The organism is Sebaldella termitidis ATCC 33386 (genome assembly GCF_000024405.1).
Lineage (GTDB): Bacteria > Fusobacteriota > Fusobacteriia > Fusobacteriales > Leptotrichiaceae > Sebaldella > Sebaldella termitidis.
Map to the genome: position 1 here is coordinate 1 of NC_013517.1, position 13,075 is coordinate 13,075.

Consider the following 13,075-nt stretch of genomic DNA (forward strand, 5'->3'; position numbering starts at 1 on the left):
TATTATGTCGTGTGGATTTGTTGAAATGAAGATTTTTTAAGGGGTTCGAGGTATTTTTTTAGCGTGGTGGAAATGTGGAATTTTTTGGAAAGCGAAATTATCAAATTTTTTTCAACATCAAAATAAGAAAAAAATTTCGTATGTGGGAAAAGTTTTTTTTATCAGTAATTTGAACTATCTTATGTATTGTGGAAAACTACGTGAAAATGTGGAAAATTCATTTTTGATTATGAATATTATATGCTTTTTGTGGAAAACTCTGTTGAAAAGTGAATATCTACCGCCCTTGCGGAATTTTTTTATTTATGATATAGTTCAAATACTTAAAAATTATTTGTATTTAGAAGGAGTGCATTACAAATGGTTGATCCGATAGTTTTATGGGAGAAAATTATAAAAATTTTGAAATACCAGATTGATGAAGTGGAGTTTAATACATATATAAAACCTCTAAATGTACATGAGTATAAGGATAATACCCTTTATGTATGGGTGGAATCCACGTTTATGAAAGAGAAAGTAGAGCAAAGGTACAAGCTGAATATGATGGAGATAATCAATGATATACTTATGATGGAAGCATCGCAGAGAATCAATATTATATTTGAACTGAAGCAGGCAGCAGAGGAAAAATTTGAAAATTATATATCAGTAATGGATACTCAAAAAAAACTGATAAATAATCTGAATCAGAGATACAGATTTGAAAACTTCGTGGTAGGAAAAGGAAATGAACTGGCCAATGCAGCATGTATAGCAATATCGCAAAATCCGGGAATAGTGTATAATCCTTTATTAATATACGGAGGTTCAGGACTGGGAAAGACGCATCTGATGCATGCGGTGGGAAATGCCATTTTGGATAAGGATCCTAATAAAAAAGTACTTTACTGTACTTCTGAAAATTTTAATAATGAATTTATAAACTCGCTGAGAGCAGGTCAGTTTGCAAATGTACAGAATTTCAGGGATAAATTCAGAACACTGGATGTATTACTAATTGATGATATACAATTTTTTGAAAAAGTATTCGGACAGGGGACAGGGAGCGTAGAGGAAGAATTCTTCCACACATTTAATACTCTTCAGGAACTGGGAAAACAAATAATCATGTCAAGTGACAGACTTCCGAGGGAAATAAGAAATCTTTCCAAAAGAATAGAATCGAGATTTGACAGCGGACTGTCTGTAGATGTACAAAAGCCGGATTATGAAACAAGACTTGCAATACTGAAAAATATAGCAGATTCTAAAAGTGTAATAATATCAGATGAAGTTCTGGAATTCATATCAAGCTCTATAAGCTCCAATATAAGAGAGCTGGAAGGAGCACTTACAAGAGTAATTGCTAGATCTACGCTTTTACGAAAGGCTATAACGCTGCAGCTGGTACAGGAGGATCTTGCAGATCTTCTGAAAAAACAGCAGTCTAAAATAACTGCAAATAAGATAATTACCACAGTATCTGGATATTATTCAATTCCTCTTGATGAGATGAAAGGGAAGAAAAGACAGCAGGAAATAACGAATGCCAGACAAATAGCAATGTTTTTGCTCAAGGATCAGCTGGATCTGAATCTGACTACCATAGGGGGTCTGTTCGGAGGAAGAGATCACAGTACGGTAATAAGCAGTATAAGAAAGATAGAAACAAGAATGAAGGAAGAAATAGTATTTAAAAAAGAGATAGATAATATAAAGCAGAAAATAGTGGAGTAAAATAAGCAATTCTGACCTTTAAGTAAGAAAGTATAGGTTTAAAAAATATAAAACAATCTCATTAAGATGAAAAGTGGGGATAAAAATGAAAGAAGTGGAAATAAAAACAGAATTTATAAAACTGGATCAGCTTTTGAAATGGGCAGGAATGGTCGGTGACGGCGGAGAAGCCAGATACCACATTCTGGAAGGAAATGTTCGTGTAAACGGTGAAACAGAAAAAAGACGCGGGAAAAAAATCTATGAAAATGATATAATAGAACTTGACGGAGAAAAAATAAAAATAGTAAGAGGTTAGTATGAAACTTAAACAGTTAAGTTTGAATAACTTTAGGTGTCTGGAAAATAAAAAAATAGAATTTGATCCGGATTTTAATCTCATATACGGTAAAAATGGACAGGGGAAAACATCACTGATTGAAGCTGTCTATTTTTTGGCCACCGGAAAAAGTTTCAGAACCAAAAAGGTAAAAGAGCTGACTTCATATGATAAAATCAGAACTATTGTTTATGGAAGCTTTGAGTCAAAGCTGTCCGGAAAAACAATAGCAATTGATTTTAATAACGATAAAAAAGAATATTATGTAGATAAAAATAAGACAAAATACATAGATTACGTAGGAATACTAAACGTGATTTCCTTTATACCGGAAGATATAGAAATAATAATAGGAAATCCGTCAGTACGCCGGGGTTTTTTTAATTATGAAATTTCCCAGACTAAAAATATATATTTAAAAACACTGGTTGATTTTGAAAAAATACTGAAAACGAGAAATAAGCTTATAAAAGAAAGAAAAACGAACAAGGAACTCTATCATATATATAATGAAAAATTCATAGAGGAAGGGTCAAAAATAATTCTGATGAGAAAAGAGTACGTAAAAAATATATCCAGACTTTTGAATCTTAATTACAGAAAGCTTTTTGACGCTAATTCCGAACTAAGATTAAAATATGATTCTTTTATAGATAACATTGATAAAATGACACTGGAAGAAATAAAGGAAAAATTCAGGGAAGAGACAGTAAAAAAGCATGACAGGGAAAAAAGATACGGCTATACTCTTGTAGGGCCGCAGAAGGAAGATTTTGTCTTTGAACTGAACGGTAAAAATGCCAAGGCTTTTTCATCTCAGGGTGAGAAAAAATCGATTATCTTTTCACTGAAAATAGCGGAAATAGATATGCTGATAAAGGAAAAAAATGAAATTCCGGTATTTTTGATAGATGATATTTCTTCATATTTTGATGAAATCAGAAAAAACAGTATTTTAAACTATTTTAAAAATAAAAATATACAGTGTTTTATTACTTCAACAGAAAAACTGGATATAGAAGGAAAAAAAATATATATAGATAAAGGGAGAATACTGTCAGATGAATAAAAAGAAACTGAACAGAATAGGTGAGGTAAGCATAAGCAGAATTACCGAAAATGACAGATATATGATACACATTATAAGAAAAAATTGGAAAAAAATAGTCGGGGATGTTATAGCGGAATATTCTTTCCCATCTTTTTTTAGTAAGGGAAAGTTAACTGTAATTGTGGAAAATAACCTTATTATGAGTGAAATGAAGATGTACAGGGAAACTATACTGGAAAATGTAAACGAAGAGTTTCACGGTACTGCAGTAAGTGAAATTTATATAAAAGGCGGGAAGATACATAATAACAGGGATATTTATAATGAGCATAAAGAGACAGAGGAAACAGCAGAGATAACTGCCGAGGAAAAAGAGAAAATAGAGAGACTTTTTCCTGATGTTGAAAATAATGAACTTGCAGAAAGAATAAAAAATATTGCATTAAATTCCAAAATTAATGAAAAAATACTTTTGAAAAAAGGATACATAGAATGTGAAAGATGCGGCGATTTATTCTTAGGTGAAGAAGAAATGTGCATAAAGTGCAGAAATGAACTGGAAAATGAAAAAATGGGGAGAATAAAAAAGCTTATAGAAAAAAATCCTGTAATAAGCTACAGAGAGACAGAAAGAGAAATAGAAGAACTGACAGAGGGGGAATTCTATAAAGCCAGAGATCAGCTGGCGGAAGATCTTACTTTGTTTGTATCGGAGCTTATAGAGCAGAATAACCTGAAAGAAGCAGGAGAAACTGCCGAAAAATATGCCTTATACAGAACAGGATCAAGTGAAGTATATATAATAAATAAAGTAAAAGAAGAGCTTTTGAACAGGCTTACCAAATTTTTGAAGCTGAGGGGAAGGATATAATGTGTATATTTATATCGAAAATAATAATTTTATACCTCTGAAAGATATAATACTTATAATAGAACATTCTGATTTTGTGAAAGATAAAAAAAACAGAGACTATCTGAATAAATACAGAAAAAAAATAATCGATCTGAGCAGGAAAGAGCCTAGAACAATAATAATGACCAATGAATTCATATATATAAGCTCTTATACTAACAGAGCACTGAAGATGAGAGCAGAGGAAATGGAAAATCTGAAGAATCTGTAAGTGAATATACAGCCGGAGGAAAAATGAGTGAAATTTTTGATGCCAAGAGTATTGCTGTTCTTGGAATTATGGAAGGAATAAGAAAAAAGCCCGAGATGTTTATCGGCTCTGTGTCAGCTGAAGGGCTCTGCAATCTGGTATGGGAAATAATTGATAACTGTGTAAACGAAGCTTTAGAGGGATTTTGCAATACTATAAAGGTAAGACTGCTTAAAAATAATATAATAGAAGTATCTGATAACGGAAGAGGACTGCCTGTGGATTTTTACGAAAAAGCCGGTAAATCAAAGCTTGAGGTTATCTTAACGGGAAAATATATAAGAGGAGAATTAACAGGCGGTATTTACAAGCTTTCACGGAAAAAGTATAAGGGAGGTCTTGTTTCAGTTAACGGATTATCTGAAACTCTGGAGGCTGTAGTAATAAAAGACGGCAAAGTATGGTATCAGAAATATCATAAAGGAGTGCCGTCAGGAGATATAAAAAAGACAGGGGAGAAATCTGAATATATTCACGGGACTGTGATAAGATTCAGAGCTGACAGGGAAATTTTCGGGGAATTGGAATATGACTATGAAATTTTGCTTGCAAAATTAAAGGAAATCCGGGGAATAAAAGTAATTTTATGTGATGAAAGAAATGAAGCTGCCGGAAAAACAGAAAGTTTTTATTTTAACGGGGAAATTAGAGAGTTTCTTAAATGAAAATCTGAAAAAATAAAGAGTTTAAATATATTTAAGTTTTTACATATAAATATATCTAAAGACTTTAAAATCAATGGATTGATAAAAAGTCGTAAACATGATAAAATATAGAGTATGGAAATATAGAACGGAGGAAAAAATGAGCGATAATTATAACGCGGAGAGTATAACGGTCCTTGAGGGACTTGAGGCCGTTAGAAAAAGACCAGGAATGTACATTGGTTCCACATCGGCCAAGGGACTTCACCATTTAGTCTGGGAAGTAGTTGATAATAGTGTCGATGAGGCTTTGGCAGGATTTTGCGACACTATAAAAGTAAGAGTACTGGAAGATAATATAATAGAGGTAATCGATAACGGGAGAGGTATCCCGGTAGAAATGCACGAAAAAATGGGGAAGTCAACTCTTGAAGTAGTTTTAACAGTGCTGCATGCCGGAGGAAAATTTAATAATGATAACTATAAGGTTTCCGGAGGACTTCACGGGGTAGGGGTTTCAGTAGTTAATGCCCTTTCTGAAACCCTTGAGGCCATCATAACAAAAGACGGGAAAGTATGGTATCAAAAATATCACAGAGGAGTACCCGAAGAAGATATAAAGCAGATAGGCGAAGCGCCGGAAGATGCTCACGGAACTACAATAAGATTCAAAGCTGACGGTGAAATATTTGAAACGTTGGAATATGATTATGAAATTTTGCTTACAAGACTAAAGGAAATGGCTTATTTAAACAAAGGCTTAAGAATAATTCTAAGTGACGAGAGACAGAAAGATAAACCGAAAACAGACGATCTGCATTTCGAAGGGGGAATAAGAGACTTCCTTTCAGAGATAGCAGATGATGAAAGAGTGCTGGATGATATAATATACATGGATGATTCAGTGGAGCTGGACAACAAAAAAAGAGTAGAAGTGGAAATAGCCATGACATACACAATTTCACAAAGAGAAATGGTTTATTCATTCGTAAATAATATAAATACTCATGAGGGAGGAACACATGTAAGCGGCTACAGAACAGCACTTACAAGAGTTCTTAACGAGATTTCCAAGCAGATGGGACTGGTAAAGGATAAGGACGGTTCTTTTCAGGGATCTGATGTAAGAGAAGGTCTGGTGGCTATCTTAAGCATAAAAATTCCAGAACCGCAGTTCGAAGGACAGACAAAAACAAAGCTCGGAAACAGTGAAATAACAGGTGTAGTATCCGGAATAGTGGGAAGCTCGCTTAAGATGTATCTGGAGGATCATCCTAAAGAAGCTTCAAACATAATAGAAAAGATATTAATGTCGAAAAAGGCAAGAGAAGCTGCAAAAAAAGCAAGAGAGCTGGTACTAAGAAAGAGCTCGCTGGAAGTAGGCTCGCTTCCCGGAAAGCTGGCAGACTGTTCATCAAAAGATGCTTCAGAATGTGAAATATACATAGTCGAAGGAGATTCGGCAGGAGGTTCGGCAAAACAGGGAAGAGACAGAAGATTTCAGGCTATACTTCCTTTGAGAGGTAAAATATTAAACGTAGAAAAAGCAGGAATAGGAAGAGCTTTGGAAAATGCTGAAATAAGAGCAATGATTACTGCATTCGGAGCCGGATTCGGCGATGAAATGGATCTGGAAAAATTAAGATATCATAAGATAATAATCATGACTGATGCCGATGTGGACGGAGCACATATAAGAACACTGATGCTTACTTTCTTCTACAGACATCTGAGAGAGCTGATAAATGAGGGACACATATATATTGCACAGCCGCCGTTATATAAGGTACAGGCCGGAAAGCAGATACAGTATGTATATTCGGATGAGCAGCTGCAGAGTGTTACTAAAGTAATGGATCAGGAAAACAAAAGATACGGTATACAGAGATATAAGGGTCTTGGAGAGATGAATCCCGAACAGCTGTGGGAAACAACAATGGATCCTGAAGTAAGAACTCTGCTGAAAGTATCACTGGAGGATGCCACATACGCAGATAAAATGTTTAATGTACTGATGGGAGATAAAGTAGAGCCTAGAAGACAATTTATAGAAGAACATGCACAGTATGTAAGAAACTTAGATATCTAAAGAAGAGGTGGACAATGTCAATAAAAGAAACAGAAATTCTAGCGGAAAAGCCGATATATATAGAAGATGAGATAAAAGCGTCTTATCTGGATTATTCCATGAGTGTAATTGTAAGCCGGGCTCTTCCTGATGTAAGGGACGGTCTAAAGCCGGTCCACAGAAGGATTTTATTTGCAATGAACGAGCTTGGAATGACCTATGATAAGCCCTATAAAAAGTCAGCAAGAATCGTCGGGGAAGTTTTGGGTAAATATCACCCGCACGGAGATTCGGCAGTATACGGAGCAATGGTAAGACTGGCTCAGGAATTCAATACCAGATACCTTTTGATAAACGGTCACGGAAACTACGGTTCAATTGACGGTGACGGAGCCGCGGCAATGAGATATACAGAAGCAAGAATGGCAAAAATATCAAACGAGCTGCTGGAAGATATAGATAAAAATACTATTGATTTCAGAAAGAACTTTGATGAAAGTCTGGATGAACCGACAGTACTTCCTGCAAAACTTCCGAATTTGCTTCTTAACGGAGCTACGGGAATAGCAGTAGGTATGGCTACGAATATACCTCCTCATAATGCAGGAGAAGTATGTGACGGAATAGTGGCAATGATAGAAAATCCTGATATAACAATAGACGAACTGATAACATATATAACAGGACCTGATTTTCCTACAGGCGGAATTATAAACGGAAGAAGCGGAATAATAGAAGCTTATAAAACAGGAAGAGGAAAAGTAAGAGTAGCAGGAAAAATAAAAATAGAAGAAAGTAAAAACGGTAAGGAGTCAATTATAGTAAATGAGCTTCCTTATCAGGTAAATAAAGCAAGACTTATAGAAAGAATCGCAGAGTTAGTAAGAAATAAAAAGCTGACAGGAATATCCGATCTGAGAGATGAATCAGACAGAGACGGAATAAGAGTAGTAATAGAACTGAAAAGAGGCGAAGAAAGTGAATTAATACTAAACAGCCTCTACAAATATACTGATCTGCAGAATACTTTCGGTATAATATTTCTGGCTCTTGTTGATAATGCACCAAGAGTACTGAATCTGAAAGAAATACTTCAAAATTATCTGAAACACAGATATTCGGTAGTAACCAGAAGAACTAAGTTTGAGCTGGATAAGGCCGAAAAAAGAGCGCATATATTGGAAGGGTTTAAAATAGCTCTGGATAATATAGACGAAGTAATAAAAATAATCAGAGGATCACAGGACGGAAATGAAGCCAAGGATAAATTAATGGCAGGTTTTGCTTTTTCCGAAGTTCAGGCAAAAGCAATTCTTGATATGAGATTACAAAGGCTGACAGGTCTGGAACGTGGAAAAATAGAAGAAGAGTATAAAGAATTAATGTTATTAATAGAAGAATTAAAAGCTATTTTAAGTGATCCGGATAAAATTTATGCTATAATAAAAGAGGAAGTAAAGAAAATAAAAGAAGATTTTTCTGATCCTAGAAGAACTGAAATAAGAGACGCAAGGGTAGAAATAGGAATAGAGGATCTTATTAAGGATGAGGAAGTAGTAGTTACACTTACAGATAAAGGTTATGTAAAAAGAACTCCTATTGATGTGTACAGAGCACAAAAAAGAGGAGGAATCGGAGTAAGTGCTACAAATATCCTTGAGGACGATATAATAAAAGATATGTATATCGCTAAAAATCTGGATTCTTTACTGATTTTTACAACAAAAGGAAAAGTGCATGACATAAAAGTCTATGAAATACCTGAGGCAAGCAAGCAGGCAAGAGGAAGACTGATAAGCAATATTATAAAGCTTCAGGAAGACGAAATGGTCAGTACAATAATAAAAGTAAGAGAATTTGAAAAGGATAAGGATATATTCTTTGTGACAAGAAAAGGAGTTGTCAAGAAAACGAATCTTGAGCTTTTTGCCAGCATAAATAAAGCCGGTATAAAAGCTATAGGATTAAAAGATGACGACGAGCTGATTTTCGCAGGACTGACTTCCGGAACATTGAAAGATGAAATATTCCTTGCTACAAGAGAAGGTTTTGCTATAAGATTCTCTGAAAATGATGTAAGAAGTATGGGAAGAACAGCATCAGGAGTTAAGGGTATAACATTAAGACCTGAGGATGTAATAGTTGCCGGTGCGATAATTTATGCTTCAGAAGATCTGAGCGGAAAAACAATACTTACTATCAGTGAAGAAGGATACGGAAAAAGAACAAAGCTGGAAGAATACAGATTACAGTCACGTGGAGGAAAAGGAATAACAAACTTAAAGAAAAATACTAAAACAGGTAAAATATCCGATGTAAAAATAGTAGATGACAGTTCTGAAATTATGCTGATAACTTCTGAAGGAACATTAATAAGAACACAGGTAAATTCTATATCTATAATAGGAAGAGCAACATCAGGAGTCAGAATAATGAAAGTAAGAGAAAATGAAAAAGTAGCATCAACAGTAAAAATAACACCAGAAATCGAATAATAGAAGGAGTGATTCTTATGTTGAGAAAAGCATTGTTTATAGTAAGCAACGAGAATGAACTAAAGGCTATAAAAGAATTTTCGAGGGTATTTACTGAAAAATATAAAGATTTTGTTTTAGATGCCCTTTATGTAAAAGATATTTTGAAATATGAAATATTTCCGTCTACTATAGAAGGAATAGGAATTGACATAGGAAGCACTTATATAATCGAAGAATGGAAAGAGCTGGAAGAAAATAATTTCAAAACAATGAAAAGCCAGCTTAAAGATAGTTTCGCCAATATATTCGTGGAAGAAGGGGAAACTGTGGAGGTCTGTCTTGAAAAGCTGAAGGCCTACGATATATTAATACTGCTTAAAGGTGAAAATATAGGACCTTATTTGAAGGAAATTTTACGTGTACACTATAAGCCGATGATTATTCTGCCTGAGGCAGAAAGCTATAAGCTGGATAAGGTTTTATTGCTTGATGACGGCGGATATAAAGCAAATCGTACTTTGTTTAATTATTATAATAATTTCGGGGAATCAAAAGTGGATGTTTTAAGAGTAAATGTCGACGAAAAAGATGAACTGAAAGATAGATTCGGGGAAAACTATCATCTGATAGACAAAGAGGGAGATCCTTTGAAGATAATACTTGCAGAAGCAGAAAACTATGATATGATTCTCATGGGAACTTTGAAATTTGCTGTGATGGTAGAAAAAATAACCGGAAAATTCGGTGTAAGAATTATAGAAAAAATAAAAAAACCTATTTTTATAGGATAAATGAAGAAGAACCTGTCTAAAAAGACAGGTTCTTTCTATGTAATCAGATGAAAATAAATAAGAAGACAATTAGTTACTGTAATAGTATTTTTATTAAATTTTATGATATAATGTCTTTTAGATAATCTGAGTAAATAAAATTTTAGTTTGTTTTTCAGTGAAAATCGAAAAAAATTATTTAAAGCTGCTGTAAAATCATAATTGGAAATAATGATAACACAAAAATTAAATATCTCTAGCATAAAATTTAATCAATAAAAGGAGAAAAACATGATATTTTACACAAATAAAGGAAAAAACTTACTGGAAATATTTTCAATTGCTTTTTTCAGCTGGTGTATAGGGTTCTTGATATTTTTTGCAGGCGGTTTATTTTTATTGAATCGTATGGGGTATCTGGAAACTTTTGATGACTATAATAATAAAGTTTCAGTGTATGTAGATGAGAGAATCGAGAAGAAGGATCTGCCAGATTTCAGAGCTCCGGGGTATAAACAAGCCAGAGCTGAATATGATAAATATTTAAGAGAAATTCCGGGGAAAAAAATGGCATTAAGTAATGAATATAAAAGAGAAAACCCAAGAAAAACGATTGAAGTATGGCATCAAATTCTCTTAATAGGTATTCTGCCATTGGTATTTACTTTATTAGTCAGTAAAAAATATAACGGAAGTCTGATAAATAGCATAGAAATTTCTGGTGATACTGTTACTGTCGCTAAAAAGAACAAAAAAATAAAAAAATATGACATGAATAATTATTTTGTCCAATTGTTTACAACGACTGTGATTTCATGGAAGCATTTGTTTATTCCATATAAACTGTATCATGTAAATCTGCTGGATATAGCGGATAAAAAGAAATTAAAAGATACAATTTATTTATATAATTTCAACAGAAAAGATCTGGAAGAAATTTTGGAATTAATCGAAGGATATCAAAAAAGATATGTCTGATTATTTTACAAGATACCTGTATCAGATTTTTTAGAATAAAAAAAACAGCAGTCAGAGCAGCCTTCCATCTTTTATTGTTTCTTGTTAATTTAAAGCAAAAGAAAAAGATAATAATTTGTTTTTTTGACGTGTTATGGTAAAATTAGGGAAACAAGAAAGTATATTTAATAAAGTTATTTAATAATAAAACTCAGAAAGAAGAGGCGAAATGAAAGTACTAATTTGTTCTGACAGTCATAAGAGGCTGGATATATTTCAGAAGGTAATAGACAGAGAATTACCTGAAGTAGTGATATTTGCAGGAGATCACAGCACAGATGCATTAGATATGTCTTATGTATACTCCGGTATAAAATTTTTTATAGTAAGAGGAAATACAGATTATTTTGACAGGGATACATCAGATGAACTGGTAATAGAGCTGGAAAAAGAAAAGATACTTTTGGTACACGGTCATTTGTTCGGAGTAAAGTCATATATGAGTGAACTGGAAAAAGAAGCAGAGTCAGACGGTGTAAGCATGTGTATATTTGGTCATACCCATATTCCTTATTATAAGGAAAAGAATAAAATAAAATACATAAATCCAGGAGCAATGCAAAATGGAAATTATGCAATATGGGAAGGAAAAAAGATAGAATTAAGGAATGTTGTAAATAAATATAAAAACTAGCTGTTTCTTTTTGAGGCTGGCGGCTGAAGTATGGCTGTAATTATGTTTTTTATTATTAATGTGAATGTTTGTGATATGAAAGGAAGACAGTTATGAGAAGAAAATCCTGGAATATTCTGAGAGCAGCTTTAGTGAAAACTAAAAGAAACAGACGCAGAAATTTTAGATATAAACATTTTTCAAAAGATTAACAGAGAAACTAGTAATATAATGTAAATCAGAATTATCAGAAATGATATGAATATTTAAACAGAAACGAACCTGACAAAGTTTTTAAAGTAAATATCCGGTTTTTCGGAGTTACTTCAAATAACAGGTTCGTTTTTTGATATTTTTACTATTGAATAACTGCAACTTTTTGTTTGGTATATAGTTTTGCTATATTTGGATTTACGTTTTCTGTAATTAGATAAGTTAATGTATCAGCAGGACAAATTATCTGGTTGGAAACAGTCCCCAGCTTGTCAAGAGTAACTAATCCGATAATTTCAGTGGAAATAGATGCCATTTTTCTCTTTACAAGTGATTCTGATATCGTAGGTACACTTATTCCTATCTGATCATCAATATTATAAATTCCCATAATATAAGTATCTGCCCTTACATTACTCAGATATTCCACTGTATCAATTCCAAGATTAACCATTGATTGTTTATAAAGGGTTCCCCCTATCATAAGTACCTCTATCTGTTCATGATATGCGAGAGCCATGGCAATCGGAGGACTGTTGGTTATGACTGTTGCCTTGAAATTAATGGGAAGAGAATTAACCAAATGCAAATTTGTAGTTCCTCCGTCAATTAATATAACAGTATTTTCCTGAATATATGGAAGAGCTTTTCTTGCTAAATTTTCTTTAAGATTATTAGAAATTTTTAGTCTTTTTTCAAAATCTGTTACCGGAGGACCAATTCTAAGGGCACCGCTGTGTACTCTTCTGACAAGTTTTTTCTGATCCAGCTCTTTAAGATCTCTTCTTATAGTGTCTTCTGAAACTTGAAAAAGCTGGCTCAGGTCACTTGCAATTACTTTTTGTTTTTCATCCAGCAGTTCCAGTATTTTTTGCTGTCTCTCCTCTTTTAACATATAAAACTTCCTTTCTTAACCAATAATAGTTTAATTGTAGCATAAACATGCACGAAAAGAAATGATTTTCTATTAAAAAATGCGTAAAAATACTTTTTTATGCTGTTTTAAATTTGGTAATATAAC

General features: G+C 33.3%; 12 protein-coding genes. 11 read left to right on the top strand and 1 reads right to left on the bottom strand.

From position 1 onward, the window contains the following. Positions 1-360: 360 nt before the first annotated feature. The 11 genes from dnaA to STERM_RS00055 all read left to right on the top strand — a co-directional run bounded on the left by dnaA (position 361) and on the right by STERM_RS00055 (position 11,862). Entirely contained in the window at positions 361-1,719 is a 1,359-nt protein-coding gene (gene dnaA, locus STERM_RS00005; protein ID WP_012859489.1) for a chromosomal replication initiator protein DnaA, read from the top strand. Positions 1,720-1,804: 85 nt separating this feature from the next. Continuing rightward, positions 1,805-2,017, top strand: a complete 213-nt coding sequence (gene yaaA, locus STERM_RS00010; RefSeq protein ID WP_012859490.1) for a S4 domain-containing protein YaaA — start codon at positions 1,805-1,807, stop codon at positions 2,015-2,017. Between the two features lies 1 nt (position 2,018). Then, positions 2,019-3,107: a DNA replication/repair protein RecF gene (recF, locus tag STERM_RS00015; RefSeq protein ID WP_012859491.1), complete on the top strand. Its 1,089-nt coding sequence runs from the start codon at positions 2,019-2,021 to the stop codon at positions 3,105-3,107. Further along, the gene (locus STERM_RS00020; RefSeq protein ID WP_012859492.1) at positions 3,100-3,960 is read left to right on the top strand and encodes a DciA family protein; all 861 of its coding nucleotides are present in this window, start codon (positions 3,100-3,102) and stop codon (positions 3,958-3,960) included. Before recF ends, STERM_RS00020 begins: the two co-directional genes overlap by 8 nt. Position 3,961: 1 nt before the next feature. Continuing rightward, positions 3,962-4,213 (top strand): extracellular matrix regulator RemB, encoded by a 252-nt coding sequence (gene remB / locus STERM_RS00025; protein ID WP_012859493.1) that lies wholly within the window; start codon positions 3,962-3,964, stop codon positions 4,211-4,213. Between the two features lie 23 nt (positions 4,214-4,236). Beyond that, complete coding sequence (locus tag STERM_RS00030; RefSeq protein WP_012859494.1) at positions 4,237-4,917, top strand: ATP-binding protein; 681 nt, start codon at positions 4,237-4,239, stop codon at positions 4,915-4,917. Positions 4,918-5,056: 139 nt separating this feature from the next. Continuing rightward, complete coding sequence (gene gyrB / locus STERM_RS00035; protein ID WP_012859495.1) at positions 5,057-6,985, top strand: DNA topoisomerase (ATP-hydrolyzing) subunit B; 1,929 nt, start codon at positions 5,057-5,059, stop codon at positions 6,983-6,985. 14 nt (positions 6,986-6,999) lie between these two features. Further along, positions 7,000-9,459: a DNA gyrase subunit A gene (gene gyrA / locus STERM_RS00040; protein WP_012859496.1), complete on the top strand. Its 2,460-nt coding sequence runs from the start codon at positions 7,000-7,002 to the stop codon at positions 9,457-9,459. 17 nt (positions 9,460-9,476) lie between these two features. Continuing rightward, positions 9,477-10,232 (top strand): hypothetical protein, encoded by a 756-nt coding sequence (locus STERM_RS00045; protein ID WP_012859497.1) that lies wholly within the window; start codon positions 9,477-9,479, stop codon positions 10,230-10,232. A 270-nt stretch (positions 10,233-10,502) separates the two neighbouring features. After that, complete coding sequence (locus STERM_RS00050; protein WP_012859498.1) at positions 10,503-11,189, top strand: hypothetical protein; 687 nt, start codon at positions 10,503-10,505, stop codon at positions 11,187-11,189. A 208-nt stretch (positions 11,190-11,397) separates the two neighbouring features. Then, positions 11,398-11,862 (top strand): YfcE family phosphodiesterase, encoded by a 465-nt coding sequence (locus tag STERM_RS00055; RefSeq protein WP_012859499.1) that lies wholly within the window; start codon positions 11,398-11,400, stop codon positions 11,860-11,862. A 337-nt stretch (positions 11,863-12,199) separates the two neighbouring features. On the opposite strand, the gene STERM_RS00060 is transcribed toward STERM_RS00055, so the two are convergent. Further along, positions 12,200-12,949 (bottom strand): DeoR/GlpR family DNA-binding transcription regulator, encoded by a 750-nt coding sequence (locus STERM_RS00060; protein WP_012859500.1) that lies wholly within the window; start codon positions 12,947-12,949, stop codon positions 12,200-12,202. Positions 12,950-13,075 lie beyond the last annotated feature (126 nt).

Excerpts from the sequence above, each read along its gene's own strand:
- gyrA (WP_012859496.1), top strand. The coding sequence starts at position 7,000 with ATGTCAATAAAAGAAACAGAAATTCTAGCGGAAAAGCCGATATATATA.
- STERM_RS00050 (WP_012859498.1), top strand. The coding sequence starts at position 10,503 with ATGATATTTTACACAAATAAAGGAAAAAACTTACTGGAAATATTTTCA.
- STERM_RS00030 (WP_012859494.1), top strand. The coding sequence starts at position 4,237 with ATGAGTGAAATTTTTGATGCCAAGAGTATTGCTGTTCTTGGAATTATG.
- STERM_RS00060 (WP_012859500.1), bottom strand. The coding sequence starts at position 12,949 with ATGTTAAAAGAGGAGAGACAGCAAAAAATACTGGAACTGCTGGATGAA.
- recF (WP_012859491.1), top strand. The coding sequence starts at position 2,019 with ATGAAACTTAAACAGTTAAGTTTGAATAACTTTAGGTGTCTGGAAAAT.
- STERM_RS00020 (WP_012859492.1), top strand. The coding sequence starts at position 3,100 with ATGAATAAAAAGAAACTGAACAGAATAGGTGAGGTAAGCATAAGCAGA.
- STERM_RS00045 (WP_012859497.1), top strand. The coding sequence starts at position 9,477 with ATGTTGAGAAAAGCATTGTTTATAGTAAGCAACGAGAATGAACTAAAG.
- dnaA (WP_012859489.1), top strand. The coding sequence starts at position 361 with ATGGTTGATCCGATAGTTTTATGGGAGAAAATTATAAAAATTTTGAAA.
- STERM_RS00055 (WP_012859499.1), top strand. The coding sequence starts at position 11,398 with ATGAAAGTACTAATTTGTTCTGACAGTCATAAGAGGCTGGATATATTT.
- yaaA (WP_012859490.1), top strand. The coding sequence starts at position 1,805 with ATGAAAGAAGTGGAAATAAAAACAGAATTTATAAAACTGGATCAGCTT.
- gyrB (WP_012859495.1), top strand. The coding sequence starts at position 5,057 with ATGAGCGATAATTATAACGCGGAGAGTATAACGGTCCTTGAGGGACTT.